This window comes from Streptomyces sp. CG4 (genome assembly GCF_041080655.1).
In the GTDB taxonomy this organism is placed as follows: Bacteria; Actinomycetota; Actinomycetes; order Streptomycetales; family Streptomycetaceae; genus Streptomyces.
Window position 1 is genome coordinate 717,716 of the sequence record NZ_CP163525.1, and the last position, 22,152, is coordinate 739,867.

The window sequence follows — 22,152 nt, forward strand, 5'->3', positions numbered from 1 at the left end:
GGCCTGCGAGGCGGCCGCCCCGTCCGTTCGGGGACCCGCGCGCCTCGCAGGCCCCGCGACCGGAGGTTTCGGGCCAGAACGGCGACAGGCCCGGGGTCCTTCGGTCGGCCATGACCGGACGCAGCGTCGCCGGGCAGGTGTTCGTCCTCCAAGTGGCGATCGTGTTGCTGCTGGTCGTCTCGGCGGTGGTGGCGCAGGTGCTCCAGGTGCGGCGCGACAGCGACCTGGAGGCAGCGAACCGTTCCCTCGCCGTCGCCGAGTCCTTCGCGAACGCGCCCGGCACGGCCGCCGCGCTGCGCGCCCCGAACCCCACCGCCGTGCTGCAGCCCCGTGCGGAGGCGGTCCGCAAGGCGACCGGGGTGGACTTCGTCGTCGTGATGAACACCGCCGGCATCCGCTATACGCACCCCAAACCCGACCGCATCGGCAAGAAGTTCGTCGGCACGATCGGCCCGGCGCTGGCCGGGGGCACGGTCACCGAGCACGTCAACGGCACGATAGGCCCACTGGTGCAGGTCGTGGTGCCGGTGAAGGACTCCGCCGGATCGGTGGTGGGCCTGGTGTCGGCGGGGATCACCACCGCGCACGTGGGCGGGGCCGCCCACCAGACACTGCCCCTGCTGATCTCGGCGGCAGCGGCGGCGCTCGTGCTGGCCACCGCGGGCACGGCTCTGGTCAGCAGACGGCTGCTGCGCCAGACGCACGGCCTGGGACCGTACGAGATGACCCGGATGTACGAGCACCACGACGCGGTGCTGCATGCGGTCCGGGAGGGGGTGCTGATCGTCAGCGGTGACGGGCGGCTGCTGCTCGCCAACGACGAGGCGCACCGGCTGCTGGGCCTGCCGGCGGACGCCGAGCGGCGCAGTGTGCTGGACCTGGGCCTGGACGCGGAGACGGCGACGCTGCTGGCCTCGGGCCGGGTGGCCACGGACGAGGTGCACCTGGTCAAGGACCGGCTGCTGGCGATCAACCAGCGCCCCACCGAGCTGCGCGGCGGCCCGGCGGGCAGCGTCACCACACTGCGCGACTCCACCGAGCTGCGCGCCCTGTCGGGCCGTGCGGAGGTGGCGCGCGAGCGGCTGAACATGCTGTACGACGCCGGGGTGGGCATCGGCACGAGCCTGGATGTGACCCGTACCGCCGAGGAGCTGGCCGAGCTGGCGGTGCCCCGGTTCGCGGACTTCGCGACCGTGGACCTGTTCGACGCGGTCCTGCAGGGCGAGGAGCCGAAGCCGGGCACGGCGCTGCGCCGCACCGCCTGTGGCGGCATCCGCGAGGACTCCCCGCTGTATCCGGTCGGCGAGCGGATCCGGTTCGTGCCCACCTCGCCGCAGGCCCGCAGTCTGACCACCGGGCAGTCGGTGCTGGTGCCGCGGCTGCGCGACGCGCCCGGCTGGCGGGCGCAGGATCTGGAGCGCACCGACCAGGTGCTGGCGTACGGCATCCATTCGATGATCACCGTGCCGCTGCGGGCGGGCAGTCTGCTGCTGGGGGTGGCGAACTTCTGGCGTGCGGAGAAGCCGCAGCCGTTCGACGCCGAGGAGCTGGAGCTCGCCGAGGAGCTGGTGGCGCGGGCGGCGGTGTCCATCGACAATGCCCGCCGGTACACGCGCGAGCACAGCATGGCGGTGACCCTGCAGCGCAGTCTGCTGCCGCGCTCGCTGCCCGAGCAGGGCGCGCTGGAGATCGCCTACCGCTATCTGCCGGCGCAGTCCGGGGTGGGCGGCGACTGGTTCGACGTACTGCCGCTGTCCGGTGCCCGGGTGGCGCTGGTGGTGGGGGACGTGGTGGGGCACGGGCTGCACGCGGCGGCCACCATGGGCCGGCTGCGCACCGCGGTCCACAACTTCTCCGCGCTGGACCTGCCGCCGGACGAACTCCTCGGTCTGCTGGACGAGCTGGTCGGCCGGATCGACCAGGACGAGACCGCGGCGGACGGCTCCGCGGCGATCACCGGCGCGACCTGCCTGTACGCGGTCTACGACCCGGTCTCGCGGCGCTGCACCGTGGCCCGGGCCGGCCATCCGCCGCCCGCGCTGGTGCACCCCGAGGGCCGGGTGGAGTTCCCGGAGGTGCCCGCGGGGCCGCCGCTGGGCCTCGGTGGGCTGCCGTTCGAGACGGCCGAGCTGGAGCTGGCGGAGGGCAGCCGGCTGGTGCTGTACACCGACGGGCTGGTGGAGGATCGTGAGCGGGACATCGACACGGGTCTCGACATGCTGTCTGACGCCCTGAACGGCACACCGGGCGCCTCGCCGGAGGAGACCTGCCGCGCGGTGCTGGGCCGGCTGCCGGCCCGGCCCAGTGACGACGTCGCGCTGATCGTCGCCCGTACCCGGGTGCTCGGCGCCGGCCGGGTCGCCGAGTGGCAGGTGCCGTCGGAGCCGGCGGCGGTGTCCGAGGTGCGGTCCGCGGTGACCCGGCAGCTCGCCGACTGGGGCCTGGAGGAGCTGGTCTTCACGACGGAGCTGATGCTGAGCGAGCTGGTCACCAACGCCATCCGCTACGGGCGGCCCCCGATCGTCGTACGGCTGCTGCGCGACCGCACGCTGATCTGCGAGGTCTGTGACCGCAGCACGACCTCGCCGCATCTGCGGTACGCGGCGAGCACCGACGAGGGTGGCCGGGGCCTGTTCCTGGTGGCGCAGCTCGCCGAGCGCTGGGGTACCCGGTACATCCCCAACGGCAAGATCATCTGGGCGGAGCAGCCGCTGCCGTAGACGTCCGGGGGAATTGTGTTGAGGACATGACGTCCGGCGGGTGATGATCTCCGCCATGTTCTCGCGCAGGAATCGCCGCCCGAAGTCCCCCGGTCTCCGCACGGCCTGGGAGTGCCTGGACACCGGTGATGTGCCCGGTGCGCTGCGGCAGTTGCGGGTGGCCGGCGAGGAGCAGCCGCTCGGCGAGGTGGCCCTGGTGGTGGGCCGGGCCGCCGGTTCGGCGGGCTTCGACGACCTCGCGAAGGCCGCCGCCGCGCTCGTCGCCGAGCCCGAACGCCCCAAGGCCCTCTACGACTTCGGGTACTGGTGCATCGAACACGACGTGGCCTACCTGGCGGTCCCCGCGCTCCGCGAGGCGCTGCGCCGCAGCGACGGTTCACCGGTGGCGCTGCGGGAGCTGGTGTCCGCGTACGAGCACGAGGGCCGGCATCGCGAGGCGGTGACCGAACTCGCCCGGCACGAAGGGACGTTCGTGGACTGGCCGGACCGCTATCTGCTGGTGTTCAACGCCGTTCTGGCGGGTGACCTGGAGCTGGCCCGGCGCCAGCACGCGCTGTTGTCCGACCCGGAGGACGCGCAGTGGCAGCCGGCGCGGGAGCGGCAGAACCGGGTCCTGGCACGCGCGGCCGACGCCGAGCGGGTGTCCCGGCTCGACCTGACCGATCTGCGCGGCTGGCAGTACGTGATCGCCGGCACGGTCCTCGGCACTCTGTCGCCGTACGGCTTCGACGCGGGCATGCACGGCCGCTACGCCTGGCTGCAGGACACCCCCGACGGCTGTCTGCGCGGTCTGCTGCGGCTGCGCGCGCTGCTGGCGGCGGCAGGGGTGCGACCGCGGTCGGTGTCGCTGCTGCCCGACCGGGACTCGCGGATCCTCGGCCTGGCCGCGGCCGAGGTGCTGGGTCTGCCGGCCGAGCCGTTCGCGCCGGGCCGGCCGGACACGGTGGTCGTGGCGTACGACCTGGACGGTGTTGCGGCGCACGACGGCGGTCCGGAGATCATCGGGCAGCTCTTCGAGCGGGTGCCCGGGCAGGTGCTGCACGCGCACGCGAGCTGCTGGACGGACCCGCCCGCGATCATCGCGGACAGCGTCGCGCTGCTGCACCAGACGGTGGTGCCGCCGTGGGGCGAGCAGCTGGGCCCGGGCGCGGACGGCGGCGTCGAGCGGGGCCCGGCGGACGACCGTCCGGAGGCGGAGATCGCCGCCGAGGTGACGGCGGCCGCCCCGGAGGCCGATCCGGGGGACGGTGCGGGCCCGGCGGACGGCGACGGGGAGTTCGCCGCGTTCGCCGGGGCGGTCGGGGGCACCTGGCTGCGCGGCGACCGGTCGCGGGTGCGCTCGGCCGGGCCCGTGCCCAGCTCCCGGTTCGCCTGAGCCGGGCCGGCGGTCAGCCGAGGGCGCGGTCGAGGTTGAACGCGGCGCTGATCAGGGCCAGATGGGTGAACGCCTGCGGGAAGTTGCCCTGTTGCTCGCCGGTGCGGCCGATCTCCTCCGCGTACAGCCCGAGGTGGTTGGCGTAGGTGAGCATCTTCTCGAAGGCCAGCTGGGCCTCGTCGAGCCGGCCGGCCCGCACCAGTGCCTCGACGTACCAGAAGGAGCAGATGGAGAAGGTGCCCTCGTCGCCGCGGAGCCCGTCGGGGCTGGCCTGCGGGTCGTAGCGGTAGACGAGGGAGTCGGAGACCAGGTCCTCGGCGAGGGCGTCCAGGGTGGACAGCCACTTGGGGTCGGTGGGGGCGACGAACTTGCCGAGCGGCATCATCAGCAGGGAGGCGTCCAGTACGTCGCCGCCCTCGTACTGCACGAAGGCGCCGCGCCGCTCGGACCAGCCGCGGTCCATGATCCGCCGGTAGATGGAGTCGCGGGCCTGCCGCCAGCGCAGCAGTTCGGCGGGGAGTCCGCGCCGGTTGGCGAGCCGGATGGCCCGCTCGATGGCGACCCAGCACATCAGCCGCGAGTACGTGAAGTTCCGGCGGCCGCCGCGCGTCTCCCACACGCCCTCGTCGGGCTGGTCCCAGTGCGCGCACACCCAGTCGACCACCTTGCACACGTCGTCCCACTGGCTGCTGGAGATCGGCTCGGCCCACTTGTCGTAGAGGTAGATCGAGTCGATCAGGGCGCCGTATATGTCCAGCTGGAGCTGGTCGGCGGCGGCGTTGCCGACCCGGACCGGGGCGGAGCCCAGATGGCCCTCCAGATGCGGCAGCACGCGCTCGGGCAGCTCGCTGCGGCCGTCGATGCCGTACATGATCTGCAGCGGCGGGGCGCCGTCGGTGCCGTCGCAGGGGCTGACATGGGTGGTGAGGAAGCGCATGAACGCCGCGGCCTCGCCGCTGAAGCCGAGCCGCAGCAGTGCGTACACCGCGAAGGCGGCATCGCGCACCCACACGTACCGGTAGTCCCAGTTGCGCTCGCCGCCGAGCTGCTCGGGCAGGCTGGTGGTGGGGGCGGCGACGATGGCGCCGGTGGGGGCGTAGGTGAGCAGCTTCAGGGTGAGGGCGGAGCGGTGCACCATCTCGCGCCAGCGGCCCCGGTAGCGGGACTGGCGCAGCCAGCGCCGCCAGTAGGCGACCGTGGCGTTGAACTCGTGCTCGGCCTCGGCGCGGGCGCAGCCGCGCGGGGCGATCCGCTCGCCGACCTGGTCCAGGGCGAACACGGCCGTCTCGCCCTCGCTGAGCTTGAAGTCGGCCCGTGCGTCCGGGCCGGCGCATTCCACGGCGGCGGTGGTCGTGAGGGCGAGGGACAGCTTGGGGGACTCGAAGACGACCAGGCCGTCCACGGTGCGCACGGTGTGCCGGTCGGCGCCGTAGTTGAAGCGCGGGGCGATCAGCGCCCGGAAGGGCACGGTGCCGCGCATGCACACCACGCGTCGGATCAGCCGGTGCCGGCCCTCCAGGCTTGCCTCCTCGCCGCTGACCGGCATGAAGTCCTGCACCTCGCCCACACCGTCCTCGGTGAAGAACCGGGTGATCAGTACGTTGGTGTCGGGGAAGTAGAACTGCTTGGTCCGCGCGGGTACAGCGGCGGCCAGCTCGAAGGAGCCGCCGCGCTCGGCGTCGAGGACGGCCGCGAAGACGCTGGGCGCGTCGAAGGACGGACAGCAGTACCAGTCGATGGTGCCGTTCGTGCCGACCAGGGCCACGCTGCGCAGGTCGCCGATGAGTCCGTGCTCGGCGATCGGCAGATAGCGGGGGCTGGGGCGGACGTCCTCGGGAAACGGGGTCTCGGCCATCGGCGGCCTCCCGGTGAGCGGTACGAGACCTTTCCATGATGCCCCTGAAGATGCAGGCCGCGCCGATGCGGGCAATGGTGAGAGAGTGCCCCGTTCGGCGGCACCGGCACGGATGCGGTCATCCGGACCGAGGAGGAGGCATCATGTCGACAACCACACCTGACGAGTCCAGGTCGTCCGACGACCACTGCACCCCGGACGCCCTGCTCCACTCCGCGCCCTCCCGGAATGTCACCGCGGAGGACTATCTGATGGCGGCGGGCAGGGACGTCACCCCGAAGAACCTCGACTGGGCACGCCGCAAGATGGAGAAGGAGGGCCCGACAGCCATCGAACGGCTGCTGCCGTAGGGCGGTCCGGGGAACCAGGGGCTCCATCTCAACGGGGGCAGGACGACCGACCCAAGGGGCGCGGGGCCGTGTGTGACATGCGGCTCCGCCGCGGGGCGCGGGCAACCACGCACCACCCGCACACCCCGCCGTACGGCTGATCCCCTACGGCGAGGGGGCGTCGTCCACACACACCACCCGCACGAAACGCACCGCGTTGTTGGCGAACCCACCCCGGTTCCAGCACTGCCCGAGGGGCTGGGTACCACCGGCGGCGTCGCTCGCACGCGCGCCCACCCCGTACTCGCCGGGCGACGGGGCCCAGTCGTAGTGCCAGCCCCGCCACGCCCAGCGGTGCCCCTCCGGCACCGGGTCGAGAGCGGCCGGCGACCAGCTGGCGCCGCGATCCGTACTGACCTCCACCGAGGAGACGGGCGCCCGCCCGGACCAGGCGCGGCCGAACAGCGTCACCGGTCCGGGCCGCACCACCCGCGTGCGGGACATGAAGTCGGGAAACCCCGGAGGTACGAGCAGGGCACGCGGCGCGATACGGGTGACCGGCTCGCCCTCCTCGTCGGCGCTGCGCCGGATGCGATAGGCGACCGTGTGCTGGAAGCCCGTGAACGGTACGTCGCTCACCGTGACCGAGCGCAGCCATTTCACGTGGGCCATGCCGTACCAGCCGGGCACGATCAGGCGCAGGGGCCGGCCGTGCTGCGGGGGCAGCGGCGCGCCGTTCATGGCGGTGGCGACCAGCACCTGAGGGTCGTCGGCCACCGCCACGGCCAGGGGCAGGGCGCGCTGGTAGTCCTGTTCGACCCCGCGTTCCACCCCGTGGTCGGCGCCGGTGAAGACGACGTCCACGGCTGCCGGGTCGGCGCCCGCCTCGGCCAGCAGCAGCCGCAGCGGTACGCCGGTCCAGTCGGCGGTGCCGACCGCCTCCACCAGCCAGGGCTGGCTGACCGGCCGGGGCGTGAGCAGGGCCCGGCCGTTGCCCGCGCACTCCAGGGTCACCCGCGTGGTGACCTGCGGGAACGACAGCAGGTCGGCGAGGGACAGGTCGAGCGGGACGCGTACCCGCCCGTCGACGGACAGCCGCCAGGCGCCGGCGCTGGGCACGTACGGGATGTCGTAGTGGGTGAGGACGTAATGCAGTCCGGGCGGGGTGACGTCGTGCCGCAGCGCCTCCAGGGGCAGCCCGTGGTTGCGGGTGGCGAGCGCGAGTTCGTCGGCGCCGATCCCCTCGTCGGGAGCGGCCAGCCGGGCGGGGGTGCTCGGATCGCCGGATCGCCGGCCCATGGCGCCATTGTCCTCCCGGGACCCCGGCTCGGCGAGAAGAGGCACGGAGGGACGAGGAGAGCGGGCGGCGGGGGCAACTCCCGCGCGGATCGGGGGATTTCCAGGGCGGCGATCTCTTCCGGAGCGGACCGGAGGACTGCCAGACTGCCGAGGGTGCCCGACTTCGACTTCGACATGCTCGTCATCGGATCCGGTCCCGGCGGCCAGAAGGCCGCCATCGCCGCGGCCAAGCTCGGCCGCCGGGTCGCGGTCGTCGACCGCCCCGACATGCTGGGCGGGGTCTCCCTGCACACCGGAACCATTCCCTCCAAGACCCTGCGCGAGGCGGTGCTGTACCTCACCGGTCTCACCCAGCGCGATCTGTACGGGCAGAGCTACCGGCTGAAGGACGACATCACCGTCGCCGATCTGACCGCGCGCACCCAGCACGTCGTCGGCCGTGAGGTGGACGTCGTGCGCAGCCAGCTCACCCGCAATCACGTGACCGTGTACTCCGGCACGGCCCGCTTCGCCGACCCGCACACCGTCGCCCTGACCGAGCTCTCGGGCCGGGAGCGGCTGCTGAGCGCCGGGCACGTCGTCATCGCCACCGGCACCCGGCCGGCCCGCCCGGACACGGTCGAGTTCGACGGGCGGACGATCATGGACTCCGACAATGTGCTCTCGCTGGAGCGGGTGCCGCGGTCCATGGTGATCGTCGGCGCGGGGGTCATCGGCATGGAGTACGCCTCGATGTTCGCCGCGCTGGGCAGCAAGGTGACCGTGGTGGAGAAGCGGCCCGGGATGCTGGACCTGTGCGACGTGGAGATCGTGGAGTCGCTCAAGTACCATCTGCGCGATCTGGCCGTCACCTTCCGGTTCGGCGAGACCGTGGCCGCGGTGGAGCGCCATCCGCGGGGCACCCTGACCGTGCTGGAGAGCGGCAAGAAGATCCCCGCGGACACGGTGATGTACTCGGCGGGCCGGCAGGGCCTCACCGACGACCTCGGCCTGGACAGGGCCGGGCTGGCGGCGGACGCGCGCGGCCGGATCGAGGTGGACGAGCACTACCGCACGCAGGTGCCGCACATCTACGCCGTCGGTGACGTCATCGGCTTCCCGGCGCTCGCCGCGACGTCGATGGAGCAGGGCCGTGCGGCCGCGTACCACGCGTGCGGGGAGCGGGCCGGGCGGATGCACCATCTCCAGCCGATCGGCATCTACACCATCCCGGAGATCAGCTTCGTCGGCCGGACCGAGGACCAGCTGACCGAGGACCGGGTGCCGTTCGAGGTGGGCGTGGCCCGGTACCGGGAGCTGGCCCGCGGGCAGATCATCGGGGACTCGCACGGCATGCTGAAACTGCTGGTCTCACCCGCAGACCGGACGCTGCTCGGGGTGCACTGCTTCGGCTCGGGTGCGACGGAACTGATTCACATCGGGCAGTCGGTGATGGGGTGCGGGGGGACGGTGGACTATCTGGTCAACGCGGTGTTCAACTATCCGACGCTGGCGGAGTCGTACAAGGTCGCTGCGCTGGATGCGACGAATCGACTCCGCCAGGTGGACCGGCTGGATTAGAGCCGTGGGGCGTGGTGCCCCGTCGCCGGGTGCGGGTGAGTTGGGGCCGGCCGGCAGATCAGTCCGCCGACTGTTCCGCCAGGCCCGCCGTCCACTTCTCCTCGATGCGGCCCGCCTTCCACACCAGCAGGGCGATCGCCCACGTGGCGAAGAACAGGCCGACGATGACGAAGCCGACGGTGTTGAGGTCGAGGCCGGAGATCCAGTCCCAGAAGGCGCCGTGCAGGCCCATCTTGTCGGCGAGGAGGCCGAGGAGTTCCACGGTGCCGATGATGAGGGCGACGGCCACGGACAGGCCGGTGATGGTGAGGTTGTAGTAGACCTTGCGGACCGGCTTGGAGAACGCCCACTCGTAGGCGAAGTTCATGAACGAGCCGTCGATGGTGTCGAGCAGCGACATGCCGGCCGCGAAGAGCACCGGCAGGGTCAGGATGGCGTACCAGGGCAGGCCGGAGGCGGCGCCGGAGCCGGCGAGGACCAGCAGGGCGATCTCCGTGGCGGTGTCGAAGCCGAGGCCGAACAGCAGGCCGAGCGGGTACATCTGCCAGGGCTTGCTGATCGAGCCGGTGACGCGGCTGAGCAGCCGGTTCATGAAGCCGCGGTTGTTCAGCTGGGTCTCCAGGGCGGCCTCGTCGTAGGCGCCGGAGCGCATCTGGCGGAAGACCTTCCAGATGCCGGCCAGGATGACGAGGTTGATGCCGGCGATGAGGTAGAGGAACGTGCCCGAGACCGTCGTACCGATCAGGCTGGTGACCTCGTGCAGGTGCGAGTTGTCGTCGCGGACCGGTCCGGCCAGGGTCTTCATGCCGAGCGAGAGCAGCAGGGCGAGGCCGAAGACGATGCTGGAGTGGCCGAGGGAGAACCAGAAGCCGACCGACAGCGGGCGCTGCCCCTCGCCCATCAGCTTGCGGGTGGTGTTGTCGATGGCCGCGATGTGGTCGGCGTCGAAGGCGTGCCGCATGCCCAGGGTGTAGGCGGTCACGCCGATGCCGATGCCGAAGGACTCCTTGCCGACGCTGAAGTGCTGCGGCGCGATGATGCCGACCAGGGTGCCCCAGCCGATGAGGTGCAGGGCGAGCACGAAGCCGGCCATCCCGCCGACCCTGATCCACTCCTGCCGTGTCATGGAGCCTCGGACACGGTGCCAGGCCGAGCGGTTGGCTGTCATCGAGATGGTCGTCCTTCGGTGGTGCGGGTACGGCTGCACAGCGCAGCTTTATGGAATCCTTCCGTACTTGCAAATCATGTGCAGCAAGAGGCTGGTAAAGGCAACGGCAGACCTTTCCCAAGGGGAGGGAAAGGCCTGCCACGGTTGTTCTGGTTCGTCGGGTGGCGTCAGGCGGAGAGCATGCCCCGGCCGAGCCAGTCCTTGCCGTCCCGGACGCCGGGCAGGGCGAAGAAGTAGCCGCCGCCCGTGGGCGAGATGTAGTCCACCAGCGGCTCGTCGATCAGCCGGGTCTGCACTGCCTCGAACTGGCGCTTGACATCCTGCTGGTAGCAGCAGAAGACCAGGCCCATGTCGAGGTTGCCGACGTTGTCCACGCCCCGGTCGTAGTTGAAGCCGCGGCGCAGGATGCGGGAGCTGTCGGTCTTCTCGGTGCGCGGGTTGGCGAGGCGGATGTGGGCGTCCACCGGGATCGCGGTGCCGTGCGGGTCCTTGGCGTAGTTGGGGACGTCGCTCTCCTTGGCGCCGTCGAGCGGGGCGCCGGTGTCCTTGCGGCGGCCGAACATCTTCTCCTGCTCGGTGAGCGAGACCCGGTCCCAGAACTCGACCAGCATCCGGATGATCCGGATGACCTGGTAGCTGCCGCCCGCGGTCCAGGCCGGTTCGCCCTGGCCGTCGCCGACCCAGATCAGCTTGTTCGTCTCCCGGGCGGAGGTGACGTCGGGGTTGGCGATGCCGTCCTTGAAGCCGAGCAGGTTGCGCTGGGCGCCGGTGGGGCGCGGGGCGTTCTGGAAGCCGTCGATGCGCCATTTGATCTGCATGGCGCCGCGGGTGTGGCGGGCGATGTCGCGCAGCGCGTGCAGCACGGTGTCCTGGCTCTGGGCGCAGATCTGCAGCGACAGGTCGCCGTGGCACTCGGCCGCGTTCAGGTTGTCGTTGGGGAAGGTCCGCATCGGGGTGAGCCGGGCGGGCCTGGCCTTGGCGAGGCCGTAGCGGTCGTCGAAGAGGGAGGCGCCGACGCCGACGGTGACGGTGAGGCCGTCCGAGGGGACCTCGGGGCCGAGGATGCCGTTGTCGGAGGGCGGCGCACCGACGCCCAGGTCGGTGGGGGTGCCGCCGGAGGTGAGGAAGCGGGCCCGCTCGGTGATGGTCTTCAGCAGGTCGGTCAGGCCCGCGCGGTCGTCGGCTATGACGTCCAGCGAGACGAAGGTGGCGGCGGCCGGTGCCGGGGTGACGATGCCGGCCTGGTGGGCGCCGTGGAAGGAGACCTTCGCGGTGCCGTCGGCGCTCGCGGGCTGGGCCTCGGCGGTGCCGCCGCTGTCCGCGAGCACGTAGCCGCCGCCGGCCAGGACCGCTCCTGCGGCACCGGCGCCCAGTGCGGTCCGCACGAAGGAGCGGCGGGCGGGGCCGACGGGGCAGGTCGGCGTGTCGGCGGCAGACATCGGTGGGTTCCCTTCGGAGTGCGGGTGAGCGGCGGTCGTCGGACGGTCTGCCGGATGGGCCGGCGAGCGTTCTGCGGGCCGGCCCATCAGGCGGACTTCCGGATCTCGAGGAGGTCCGGGATCGGGGCGAGGTCCTCCAGCAGCTGGCCGGTGGCGCCGTTCAGGCGCTGCCGGTCGGCGGCGGCGAGCTTGTCGACGGCGGTCCAGCGGTCGCCGTCGTGGGCCGCGTCCAGCAGCTTCTGCACGCGGGCGATGTCCGCGTCGACGGTCGGGAGGAGCTTCGGCGCACGGGTGCTGAGCAGCGGCTTGAGGACGGTGAGCAGCTCGCGGGTGCCGGCGAGGTTGGCGTCGGCGGTGGCGAGGTTCGTGCCGCTGCCCTCGTCGGTGTCGCCGGTCAGCTCGAACTGGAGGGTGTTCTCCAGGATCTCGTGTGCGCGCAGCGGGAGGTCGCCGGGGTCGAAGTCCTGGGACGGGAAGGCCTTCTGCAGTCCCGCGGCGTCGGTGACGAGCTGCTGGGCGGGGCCGGTCAGGTCCTGGGCCGACTGGCCGTGCCACAGGCCGTACTCGATGCGGTGGAAGCCGGCGAAGTCCTTGTCCTGGACGCCGTCCGGCAGTCCGTCGGCCCGGCCGTTGATCTTCTTGTCGAAGTCCTCGAAGGTGCCGTAGGCGGCGCCGAGCGAGGAGTAGGTGCGGTGGGCGGCGAGCCAGTCGGTGCGGGCCTTGTCCAGGTGGTTGCCCTGGATGTCGTCGGCGAGGGTGCGGGTCTGGCCGACCAGGGTGGTCAGGCCCTGGCCGACGTACGCCTTGTAGGCCTTCAGCGGGGTGGCGAGGTCCTGTTCGGAGACGGGGACGACCGGCTTTGCCGCGCCGCCGCCGGTGACGGTGACCGACTTGGAGGTGACGGCCTTGCCGTCGGTGGGGACGCAGCGCCAGGCGTAGGTGCCGCCGGAGACGGTGGCGACGAGGTCGCGGGTGGTGCCGGGGGCCAGGCCCTCGATCTCGCCGTAGACCGCGCTGGTCGACGGGTCGATGAGGTACACCTCGGAGGTCTTGCCGCCGGTGTTCCTCATCTGGAAGGTCTGCCGGCCCGGCTTGGGTGCGGTGAAGCCCTTGCCACACTCGGTCTCGGAGACGGCGACGGTCTGGTCGCCGGCGGGCTTGGGCCGGGCGAAGGCGACGACGAGTCCGGCGATCACGGCGGGTACGGCGACCACGGCGGCCGGCACCACCCAGACCGGCCGGCGCCGTTCGGGCCGGACCGCCTTCGGCTCGGCCGCGGGGCGTTCCTTCGCCGGCTTCGGGGCGGTGGTCCGCACGCCGCGCACGAACAGGGTCATCACGACGGCCAGGTAGGCGACGTAGGCCACCACCTGGAGCCAGGTCATGGTCGGGGTGAGGTTGAGGACGCCCTGGATCAGGGTGCTGTACCAGGAGCCGGCGTCGACACTGCTTGCGAGGTCGACCGCGTAGGCGGTCTTGCCGGGCAGCACGCCGCCCTCCTGGAGGTCGCGCAGACCGTAGCCGAGGACGCCGGCCGCGATGACGATCAGGACGGCGCCGGTGGCGGTGAAGAACTTGGTCAGGTTGATCTTCAGGACGCGCCGGTACAGGCCCCAGCACAGGCCGGCCGCGAGGACGAGGCCGATGCCGGCGCCGGTGAGCGGTCCGGCCGACTCGCCGGCGGCTCGCGCGGTGGTCCACAGGAACAGGGCCGTCTCCAGGCCCTCCCGGCCGACCGCGAGGAACGAGGTCAGGATCAGCACGCCGGAGCCCATGGCGAGGGCGCCGGTCACCTTCTCCTTCAGCTCACCGGAGAGGCTGCGGGCCGAGCGGCGCATCCAGAACACCATGGCGGTGACGAACGCCACCGCGATCACGCTGAGGATGCCGCCGAACGCCTCCTGCGCGGTCTGCGGCATGGACGCGGCGGTGAAGGTGAGCACCGCGCCGAAGCTCATCGCCACCGCGATCGCGGCCAGGACGCCGGTCCACACCTGGGGCAGCCGTGAGCGTGCCTCGGCCCGCACCAAGGTGGCGACCAGGATGGAGACGATCAGTCCGGCTTCGAGCCCCTCCCTGAGTCCGATCAGGAAACTCGGAAACGCGTCGTCCCACATGCCCTGTTGCCCTCCCTGTTACTTAGCGAAGGCATGCCTTACCTTCGCGGACCATCATGACGACGGCCGTGCAGTCAATCGGTCACAAAGTAGTAATGGGAAGGCAAAGGACGGGACGATCGGCACTCCGAGTTCGTCTACGGTTCCGTAGACCGTCTACACATATGTAGTCGGATCTTGTCGAGGAAGTCGATGGAAAGGGCGTACGGCGATGACCGCTTCCCCCCACCTGGCGTCGCAGCTCGCGGTCAATGTGCTCGACGCCCACTCCCTGCTCGCCGCATTCGGCGTGCTCGGCGTCGGCGTGGTGCTCTTCGCGGAGACGGGCCTGCTGATCGGGTTCTTCCTGCCCGGGGACTCGCTGCTGTTCACCGCCGGCCTGCTGTGCACGGGGTCCGCCACCAGCACGGTGCACCTCTCCCTCGGTCCGCTGCTCGTCGCGGCGGCCGTCGGCGCGCTGGCCGGCTCGCAGTGCGGATTCCTGATCGGCCGCAAGGCGGGCGGCGCGCTGCTCGCCCGCACCCGGTCGGCGAAGCTGCGCGAGGGCGCCGAGCGCGCCGAGGAGCTGCTGGAGCGGTACGGCCACGCGAAGGCGATCGTGCTGGCCCGCTTCGTCCCGGTGGTGCGCACGGTGCTGAACCCGATGGCGGGCGCGCTCGGTGTGCCGGCCCGGACCTTCACCCTCTGGCAGGTGGCGGGCGGGCTCGTGTGGAGCCTCGGTCTCACCCTCGGCGGATACGCGCTCGGCTCCTCGATCCCGAACGTCGACAAGTACCTGCTGCCGGTGATCGCGCTGATCGTGGTCGTCTCGCTGATCCCGGTCGCCGCCGAGGTGATGCGCTCCCGCCGGGCCGCGAGGGAAGCCCGCTGATGTTTACGGCGCTCTCCGGCTCGTCGGTGGACGGGCCGCTGTATCGGCACGTGGTGGACCTCGCCCGTCACTCCCCCGCCTGGCTGGACGGCCTCGTGGCGGTGTGGTCGGCGTACGGGCTGGCGGTGTTCGCCCTGCTCATGCTCGTCGGCTGGTGGCGGGCCCGCCGGGCGGGAGCGGACGCGGCCGTGACGGCCCTGGCCGTGCCGGTGGTCGTGCTGGCCGCCTTCGCCGCGGACTCCGGCCTGAAGCTGCTCGTGCGGGAGGACCGCCCCTGCCGGGGCCTGGCCTTCCGCACGCTGGAAGCGTGCCCCGCGCGCGGGGACTGGTCGTTCCCGAGCAATCACACCGCGATCGCCTTCGCGGCGGCGGTGGCGCTGTTCTTCGTCTCCCGTCGGCTGGGCGTGGTGGCGGCCGTGTGCGCGGGCGCCATGGGGGCGTCCCGGGTGTGGGTCGGGGTGCACTATCCGCACGACGTCGCCGCGGGGGCGGCGGTCGGCGCGGCGGTGGCGTTCCTCGCGATGACCGCCGTGCGCCGGCTGCCGAAGGACCTGCCGCAGCGGCTCTCGGGAACCCGGCTGCGCGCCCTGCTGGTGTCATGAACCGCGGCAGGGTCACGGAGACGGCCGGGACGCTGGCCCTCGGCGCCTGGATGGCGTTCGCCGTGCTGGCGGCCGTGGTGGTGAGCGATCAGGGCGGCCCGCTCTATCTGGACCACGGCCTGCTGTCCTGGTCCGTCGGGCACCGCCCGCCGGAGGCGGTGGCGCTGGCCCGCGGGCTGACCGCCACGGGCACCGGCGTCGTGCCGTACGCCCTGGTGGTCGTGGCCGGACTGATCGCGGGGCGCACCTGGCGCCGACGGCTGGTGGCCGGGCCGCTCGCCGCGCTCTGCCTCGGTGCGGGCCAGGCGGTGCGCTACGGCGTGATGGAGCTGGTCGCCCGGCCCCGGCCGCCGGGACACGACTGGCGGACGCAGGCCTCCGGCTGGTCGTTCCCCTCCGGTCACGCCACCACGGCCGCGCTGACGGCCGGCCTGCTGATCGCCGCCCTGTGCCTGCGCGCCCCGCGCGGGCGGACCGTGTTGTGTCTGCTGGTCGCCTGCTGGGGGGCGGGGGTCGGGCTGACCCGGGTCTTCCTGGGCGTGCACTGGTTCTCCGACGTGGCCGGCGGCTGGCTGTTCGCCGCCGGCTGGCTCGGAATCTGCGTCGGCGCGGCGGCCCGGTGGCTGCCCGAGTGCGATGTCCCCCGCGTCCCCCACGCCCCGGAGCCGGGCACACCCCATCCGAGCGAGACGGCCGACGGGCCGGTGGAGAGAGATGCGCCCCAGGATCCTCATCGTCGAGGACGATCACGCCCTTCGTGACGCGCTGCGCCGCGGTCTGCACGACGAGGACTTCGACACGGTGTGCGCCGGTGACGGCGCCACGGCCCTGCGGCTGGCGACACCGGACGTGTCGGCCGTCGTGCTGGACGTCGGCCTGCCCGACGCCGACGGCCGCGACGTGTGCCAGGCGATGCGCGCGGGCGGCTTCCTCGCCCCGGTCGTCTTCCTGACCGCGCGGCACGGCCTGACGGACCGGCTGTCGGGCTTCTCCGCCGGTGGGGACGACTATCTGCCCAAGCCGTTCCACCTCGCCGAGCTGGCCGCCCGGCTGCGGGCCGCGCTGCGCCGGGCGGTGCCCCCAGCCACGGACGCCGGGGCGGGCGGACTGGTGCTGGACGCCGTCCGGCACAGCGCCACCGTGGAGGGCCGGCGCGTCGCTCTGAGCCCGACCGAGTTCCGGCTGCTGGCGGCGCTCGGCGCGGCCGGCGGGGAACTGGTGCGCCGCCGCGAACTGGTCCGCGCGGGCTGGCCGGAGGGGGCACAGGTCAGCGACAACACGCTGGACCAGTACCTGACCCGGCTGCGCCGCAAGCTGCGCGCGGCGGGCAGCGAGCGGACCATCGCCACCGCACGCGGGATCGGGCACCGTCTGGCATAAGGGTGGTCCCCGCACAGACCCGCCCCTCGTCACTCGTCTCACGCCGCGCACACCCTGCGCGGCCGGCTCCCGCTGGTCGTCCTGGCCACGGCCGCACTGCTGAGGGTGATCCTCACCGTGGTCATCAACACGGTGGTCCGGCATCGTCTGGAGCGCGGACGACGAGCCGAGAACCGCGCGGCGGCCGTCGACACCCGGCACGGCAGAGTACGGGCGCCGGCGACCGCCGGCGACGGACTGCTGGACACCAACACGTGGATCTACTCGGAGGGCCGGCCGCTGGAGCGGCCTCAGGCCGGCGCGGCCGTGCCACGGTGCACGGCCGGACACCGTACGGCTGTACGCGGCGCCGGTGCCCGGTGCGGCGGCGCGGGCCGTCGTGGTCACGGCGCTGGACCTCGCGACCACCGCGCTCATCAGCAGCGGGACTTCGGTCAGCCCGGGTCCGGCCTGCTCGTTCGCCAGGCCGGTGGCGGTCCCGCCGACCGTGGTGCACAGCACCTTGATCACCCAGAAGCAGGCGGTCACTTCCGGCACCTTGTTCCAGCGCACACGACCGGCCCGCGGGGTCAGGGGGCGGCGTGCGGGCCGTCCGGGCGCTCGCCGCGCCGGAGGATCATCTCCCGGCTCAGCTCCTCGGTCTCCGTCTCGGACAGCCGCTCGAAGCCGTCCTCGGTGATGAGGCACACGACCGGGAAGATACGGCGGGTCAGGTCGGGGCCGCCGGTGGCCGAGTCCTCGTCCGCCGCGTCGTACAGCGCCTGGAGCGCGGCGAGGGCGGCCTCGCGCCGGGTGAGGTCCGGCCGGTAGAGCTTCTTCAGGGCGCCCCGGGCGTACGGGGAGCCGGAGCCCTCGGCGTGGAAGTCGCGCTTCTCGTAGAGGCCGCCGGCCGCGTCGAGGGCGAAGATGCGGCCGCCCTCGCCCTCGGCCGCGGTGAGGTCGTATCCGGCGAGCAGCGGGACGACGGCGAGGCCCTGCATGGCCTGGGCGAGGTTCTGCCGGATCATGGCCGCGAGCCGGGTCGCTTTGCCGGCCAGGGTCATCGGGATGCCTTCGATCTTCTCGAAATGCGTCAGCTCCACCTGGAAGAGCCGCACCATGTCGACGGCGAGCCCGACGGTGCCGGCGAAGGCGACGGCCGTGTAATCGTCGGTGGGGTGCACCTTCTCCAGGTCGCGCTGGGCGATGAGGTTGCCCATGGTGGCCCGGCGGTCGCCGGCGATCAGCACGCCGTCGCCGTAGGTGAGGGCGAGGACGGTGGTGCCGTGCGGGAACCGGTCGGGGGCCGCTCGTATGCCGTCGGGCAGTGTGGGCGTGGTGGGCAGCAGACCTGGGCGGTACGCGGCCAGGAACTCGGTGAAGGACGACGTCCCCGGCGTGAAGAACGCCTCGCTCGGCAGCCCCGCGGTGTCGTTCCCCGACATGGTTCTCCCCCTCCTTTGACGGCACAAGTCACCCGACTCCTACCTGCGGTGGGCACGCGGGAAACTCCCCGTCTCTCACAGGGCCTTGCGCCGCACCAGCACGCCGAGCACCAGCAGGCCCGGAAGCAGCGGCAGCCACACGGTCAGCAGCCGGTAGCCGAGCACGGCGGAGGCGGCGGCCGCGCCGGGGGCGCCGGCGACGGTGAGGGCGAGGGCGAGCGCCGCGTCCAGGGAGCCGAGGCCGCCCGGGGTGGGCAGCAGGGCGGCGGCGCTGCTGGCGGCGAGGAACAGCAGGGCCACCTGGAGCGGGGGCAGCGGCAGGGCGACGGCCCGGGTGACGGAGACGAGGACCAGGCAGTGCAGCGCGGCGAAGGCGAGGGAGCCGCCCCACAGCGCCGCCGCTCGCGCGGGGCAGCCGTGCAGGGCGCGGATGTCGGCCAGGACGACCGCGAGGGCCAGCCGGCAGCGCGCCCACCAGGGGGTGGCCCGCAGGGCGCCGAGCAGCACGAGGACGCCCAGGGCGACGGCGAGGGCCGCCGGGGTCGGGTGCGGCACCTGCAGCAGGCCCGGGCAGACCGGGGTGAGCAGTGCGATCAGCGCCAGGCGGACGGCGCCGCCCGCGGTGGCCTTGACGGCGACGGCGCTGGCCGAGCGGCCCGCGGGCAGTCCGCAGCGCATCAGGAACCGCAGGTTCACCGCGCCGGCGCCGAGCCCGGCGGGCAGCAGATGGCCCGCGGCGGACGCGGCGAACTGGGCGGCGACGAGCCGGGGTACGGGCAGCCGCCGGACGACCGCACCCTGCTGGGCGAGCGCCGAGGCCGCCCAGGTGCCGAGGGCCGCCGTCGCGCCGAGCAGCAGCCACCCCTGGTCGGCGCCGGCCAGCCGTCCGGCGCCGCTCTCGACGGCGGACCAGTGCCGGCGGGCCAGGTACAGGCCGCCGAGGAGGACGGCGAGGAGGGCGCCGGCGTGCCAGTAGCCGCGGCGCCGGACGGGGGATGCGGCGAGTTCCGTGCCCTGGGGCGTCATCGGCCGCTCCCGGGTACGGAGTGGTACAGCCGCTGTCCGTCGAGGAGCGCGGAGGGCCAGTCGCGGGCGTACGACGGCGGCCGGGTGCCCGGGGGTACCAGTGTGGCGACCGGCATGCTGCGGGCGGTGCCGGCGATGCGGTCCGCGGTGCTGTTGGCATTGGGCCCGTCGGTGGCGGCCGAGGAGCAACCGGTGTAGAAGGCGACGGGGATGGCGTCGTCCCCGGTGAGCAGGCAGGGCGGGCGGACGCCGAGCCGGTGCAGGTCGGAGGCCGTGCGGGACCAGGCGCGGTGGTCCGTGGTGGTGCTGTTCGCCGTGTGCACGAGGACGGCCAGCTGCACCGCGAGATGGGCGGCGAGCCCGAGGCAGATCAGGGTCGTGACGGGCGCGCGCCAGGGCCGGCGCGCGGCGGTGAAGAGATGCCCGAGCGCGTCGGCGACCGGGAGCGCGAGCAGGGCGTAGGCCGGAAGCAGGAAGCGGGGAGCCGCGTAGCCGATGAGGAACAGATACGGGAAGGCCGCGCTCACCGCGCAGGCGAGCGGGAGCGCCGTGGCCGCCGGGCGCCGGGCGCGGACCGCGACGACGAGCCCGAGTGCGGCGAGCACGGGCAGCGTGAACCACCAGACGGTGACCGCCGGATCGGGCAGAGGGCCGGTGCACGGCCGGCACAGGGTTTCGCCGCCGAGGCTGCGCAGCTGGTCGGTGACGGCGAGGTGCCAGCCGAGGCCGCCCTGGATCGCCGAGCCCACGGACAGACGATGCAGCAGGCCGCCGTAGCGGACGTAGGCCTCGATCACCCACTCGGCGGCGCCGGCCGCGAGCCCGGCGAGCAGCACCGCGAGGGCCCGCCAGCGGCGGCGGGCGAGGCCGAGGGCGAGGAGCGGCAGCGCCGCCCAGACGGCGTCCGTGGGCCGCATCCACGCCATGAGCGCGGCACTCGCCGCCAGACCCCACCACGCCCGGCGCCCCGCTCCGTCGCGGGCTTGCAGGAAACAGGCGACGGCGGCCGAGGCGCCCACCGCGACCCAGTAGTTGGGCATGGCCTGCGGGCCGTAGAACAGGGTCACCCAGAGGGAGGCGAACAGGGCGCTGGCGAGGGCGAGGACACGGGCCGGGAACAGGCCGCGCCAGGCGCGCAGGGCCAGGAACAGAGCGAGGCCGGACAGGACCGCGAGGTAGATCCGCAGCAGCGCGGTGGACGAGGACCAGGCGGTGACGGGCGCGACGAGCAGGGAGATGCCGCGCGCCCGGGGTGCGCTGAAGAAGGCGGCGGGGGCGTGGGCGCTGACCTGGCTGACGTACACCGTCTCGTCCCAGCCGAGACCCATGCCGGGCCCTACGAGGAACAGTTGGGCCAGGGTGAAGGCGGCCGCCACCGCCGCGAGCGCGGCCGTGGCACGGGAGGCCCGGGCGCCCTCCAAACCGCGCTGCGGGCGCTCGCGCCGCATCCCGGCGAGTGTGGCGTGCACGCTGCCGGTCATCATCACCCTTCTGCCCCCGCGGCGTGCGGGACCCCTGCCACCCTACAGTTTGTAGGGCTGAGGGCGGGAGCCGGGAAGACACCGCCGAGCAACACGAACACACCGCCCAACCGAGGGAAAAACATCGACAAAGTACCCCGATTTCCTGTCTCCTGCCGGGCGGACAGGGCCATCCGGCCCATGGCACTACGCGCTGTAAGGTTGGCGCATGGCTGGCACAGGGTCCCGCGGCAGGGCGGAGCGGCGCAGCGCCGGTGAGCTGGAGAGTGAGGTGCTGGCCGCACTGTGGGCCACCGAGCGGCCGCTGACCCCGGCGGAGATCCAGGCTGAGATCGACGGCGGGCTCGCCTACAACACGGTGCACACCATCCTCAAACGCCTCTACGACAAGGGCCTGGTGCTGCGAGACGCCGACGGGCGGCGCGGAGCGTACCGGCCGGCGAAGAACGCGGCCGAGCTGACCGCCGCGGCGATGCACGACGCCCTGGACCGGGGTCCGGACCCGATCGCGACGCTCCAGCAGTTCGTGACCGGGCTGAGCCCCGAGGAGGAGCGGGCGCTGCGCCAACTGCTCGCCGGAGGCGACGCATGAGGTTCGACGTGTACAGCCCGCTGGTGCTGTCCCTGCTGCTGTCGGCACTCGGGCCGGTGATCGCCCGCCGCGTCGCTCCGGCGCTCGCCGTGCGCGTGCTGACCTCGGCGGCCGTGCTGACCGCCGCGGCCACCACCTGGTCGCTGATCCTGCTGGCCACCGCGTTGCTCGGGGACGCGCCGCCGGTGCTCCGCGAGGCCCGGGAGAACGGGCGTACGGTCACGGATCCGGTGCCCGAGGTGATCGGGCTGGCGGCCTGTCTGGCACTGGCGGCGATCGCCCTGCGGGTGTACCGGGCCGTACGAACCGAGCGGTGCACCCGGCGGACGCTGCGCCGGCTGTGCGCAGGGCACCCGGCGGACAGCGAACTGATCGTCGCCGCCTCCGACGTGCCGCAGGCGTTCGCGATCCCGGGCCGGCCGGGCCGGATCCTGGTCACCTCGGCGATGCTGAGCGCCCTCGATCCCGCCGAGCGGCGGGTGCTCCTCGCGCACGAGCGCGCCCATCTCGCCCACCGGCACGGCCCGTTGGTCACGGCGGCGACGCTCGCCGCGGCGGCCGACCCGCTGCTCGGACCGGTGCGTACGGCCGTCGGCTTCCTCGTGGAGCGGTGGGCCGACGAGCAGGCGGCGACCACGGTCGGCGACCGGCGCACCGCCGCCCGGGCACTGGCCCGGGCCGCCCTCACCGCCGGCCGGGCCCGCACCGCCTGCGCGCTGCACTTCACCGACCGTACCGTCACCCGCCGGATCGCAGCCCTGCAGACGACCCCGCCACCGCAACTGTGGCCGGCCGCGGCGGCGGTCCTCCTCCTCGGCGCACTGCCCACGTTGCTCGCGGCGGACGCGACGAGCGACCTGCTGGGGCAGCTGTCGGGCGTGCCCCACTGAGAAGCCGACGGCACCACCTGCGTA

General features: G+C 73.1%; 18 protein-coding genes. 10 read left to right on the forward strand and 8 right to left on the reverse strand.

Annotation, left to right across the window (positions count from 1 at the left end):
* The first annotated feature begins 110 nt into the window (after positions 1 to 110).
* Both AB5L52_RS03275 and AB5L52_RS03280 read left to right on the forward strand, forming a co-directional pair.
* Positions 111 to 2,720 (forward strand): SpoIIE family protein phosphatase, encoded by a 2,610-nt coding sequence (locus AB5L52_RS03275; protein WP_369362565.1) that lies wholly within the window; start codon positions 111 to 113, stop codon positions 2,718 to 2,720.
* A gap of 55 nt (positions 2,721 to 2,775) precedes the next feature.
* Entirely contained in the window at positions 2,776 to 4,095 is a 1,320-nt protein-coding gene (locus tag AB5L52_RS03280; RefSeq protein ID WP_369362566.1) for a hypothetical protein, read from the forward strand.
* Between the two features lie 13 nt (positions 4,096 to 4,108).
* On the opposite strand, the gene AB5L52_RS03285 is transcribed toward AB5L52_RS03280, so the two are convergent.
* Entirely contained in the window at positions 4,109 to 5,950 is a 1,842-nt protein-coding gene (locus AB5L52_RS03285; protein ID WP_351032367.1) for a glycoside hydrolase family 15 protein, read from the reverse strand.
* A 143-nt stretch (positions 5,951 to 6,093) separates the two neighbouring features.
* Between AB5L52_RS03285 and AB5L52_RS03290 the strand changes: the two genes are divergently transcribed.
* On the forward strand, positions 6,094 to 6,300 hold the full coding sequence (locus AB5L52_RS03290; RefSeq protein WP_351032369.1) for a hypothetical protein: 207 nt from the start codon (positions 6,094 to 6,096) through the stop codon (positions 6,298 to 6,300).
* Between the two features lie 144 nt (positions 6,301 to 6,444).
* On the opposite strand, the gene AB5L52_RS03295 is transcribed toward AB5L52_RS03290, so the two are convergent.
* Entirely contained in the window at positions 6,445 to 7,578 is a 1,134-nt protein-coding gene (locus AB5L52_RS03295; protein ID WP_369362567.1) for a molybdopterin-dependent oxidoreductase, read from the reverse strand.
* A gap of 153 nt (positions 7,579 to 7,731) precedes the next feature.
* Between AB5L52_RS03295 and sthA the strand changes: the two genes are divergently transcribed.
* On the forward strand, positions 7,732 to 9,138 hold the full coding sequence (sthA, locus tag AB5L52_RS03300; protein WP_351032374.1) for a Si-specific NAD(P)(+) transhydrogenase: 1,407 nt from the start codon (positions 7,732 to 7,734) through the stop codon (positions 9,136 to 9,138).
* A 58-nt stretch (positions 9,139 to 9,196) separates the two neighbouring features.
* Here the strand turns inward: sthA and AB5L52_RS03305 are convergent, their stop codons facing one another.
* The 3 genes from AB5L52_RS03305 to efeU form a co-directional block, all read right to left on the reverse strand.
* Positions 9,197 to 10,264, reverse strand: coding sequence for a HoxN/HupN/NixA family nickel/cobalt transporter (locus AB5L52_RS03305; RefSeq protein WP_351032392.1), 1,068 nt, complete (start codon positions 10,262 to 10,264; stop codon positions 9,197 to 9,199).
* A gap of 209 nt (positions 10,265 to 10,473) precedes the next feature.
* On the reverse strand, positions 10,474 to 11,745 hold the full coding sequence (gene efeB / locus AB5L52_RS03310; protein ID WP_369362569.1) for an iron uptake transporter deferrochelatase/peroxidase subunit: 1,272 nt from the start codon (positions 11,743 to 11,745) through the stop codon (positions 10,474 to 10,476).
* A gap of 86 nt (positions 11,746 to 11,831) precedes the next feature.
* Positions 11,832 to 13,862, reverse strand: coding sequence for an iron uptake transporter permease EfeU (gene efeU / locus AB5L52_RS03315; RefSeq protein ID WP_369362571.1), 2,031 nt, complete (start codon positions 13,860 to 13,862; stop codon positions 11,832 to 11,834).
* A 211-nt stretch (positions 13,863 to 14,073) separates the two neighbouring features.
* Here efeU and AB5L52_RS03320 point away from each other — a divergent pair, with 211 nt between their 5' ends.
* Genes AB5L52_RS03320 through AB5L52_RS03335 form a run of 4 tightly spaced genes read left to right on the forward strand, consistent with a single transcriptional unit; the run spans position 14,074 to position 16,715 of the window.
* The gene (locus AB5L52_RS03320) at positions 14,074 to 14,733 is read left to right on the forward strand and encodes a DedA family protein (RefSeq protein ID WP_351032380.1); all 660 of its coding nucleotides are present in this window, start codon (positions 14,074 to 14,076) and stop codon (positions 14,731 to 14,733) included.
* Positions 14,733 to 15,335: a phosphatase PAP2 family protein gene (locus tag AB5L52_RS03325; RefSeq protein WP_369362572.1), complete on the forward strand. Its 603-nt coding sequence runs from the start codon at positions 14,733 to 14,735 to the stop codon at positions 15,333 to 15,335. Before AB5L52_RS03320 ends, AB5L52_RS03325 begins: the two co-directional genes overlap by 1 nt.
* Complete coding sequence (locus AB5L52_RS03330; RefSeq protein ID WP_369362574.1) at positions 15,332 to 16,096, forward strand: phosphatase PAP2 family protein; 765 nt, start codon at positions 15,332 to 15,334, stop codon at positions 16,094 to 16,096. The genes AB5L52_RS03325 and AB5L52_RS03330 overlap by 4 nt, the downstream gene beginning before the upstream one ends.
* A complete protein-coding gene (locus tag AB5L52_RS03335) occupies positions 16,050 to 16,715 on the forward strand; it encodes a response regulator transcription factor (protein WP_351576682.1) in 666 nt (221 codons plus the stop codon). Before AB5L52_RS03330 ends, AB5L52_RS03335 begins: the two co-directional genes overlap by 47 nt.
* 569 nt (positions 16,716 to 17,284) lie before the next feature.
* On the opposite strand, the gene prcB is transcribed toward AB5L52_RS03335, so the two are convergent.
* The 3 genes from prcB to AB5L52_RS03350 all read right to left on the reverse strand — a co-directional run bounded on the left by prcB (position 17,285) and on the right by AB5L52_RS03350 (position 20,646).
* Positions 17,285 to 18,139 (reverse strand): proteasome subunit beta, encoded by an 855-nt coding sequence (prcB, locus tag AB5L52_RS03340; protein WP_351576679.1) that lies wholly within the window; start codon positions 18,137 to 18,139, stop codon positions 17,285 to 17,287.
* 75 nt (positions 18,140 to 18,214) lie between these two features.
* A complete protein-coding gene (locus AB5L52_RS03345; protein ID WP_369362575.1) occupies positions 18,215 to 19,165 on the reverse strand; it encodes a lysylphosphatidylglycerol synthase domain-containing protein in 951 nt (316 codons plus the stop codon).
* Positions 19,162 to 20,646 (reverse strand): hypothetical protein, encoded by a 1,485-nt coding sequence (locus AB5L52_RS03350; RefSeq protein WP_369362577.1) that lies wholly within the window; start codon positions 20,644 to 20,646, stop codon positions 19,162 to 19,164. The genes AB5L52_RS03345 and AB5L52_RS03350 overlap by 4 nt, the downstream gene beginning before the upstream one ends.
* A 208-nt stretch (positions 20,647 to 20,854) precedes the next feature.
* On the opposite strand from AB5L52_RS03350, the gene AB5L52_RS03355 reads away from it, so the two are divergent.
* Both AB5L52_RS03355 and AB5L52_RS03360 read left to right on the forward strand, forming a co-directional pair.
* Positions 20,855 to 21,238, forward strand: a complete 384-nt coding sequence (locus AB5L52_RS03355) for a BlaI/MecI/CopY family transcriptional regulator (protein ID WP_369362578.1) — start codon at positions 20,855 to 20,857, stop codon at positions 21,236 to 21,238.
* A complete protein-coding gene (locus tag AB5L52_RS03360) occupies positions 21,235 to 22,128 on the forward strand; it encodes a M48 family metalloprotease (RefSeq protein ID WP_351576674.1) in 894 nt (297 codons plus the stop codon). Before AB5L52_RS03355 ends, AB5L52_RS03360 begins: the two co-directional genes overlap by 4 nt.
* The last annotated feature ends 24 nt before the right edge of the window (positions 22,129 to 22,152 follow it).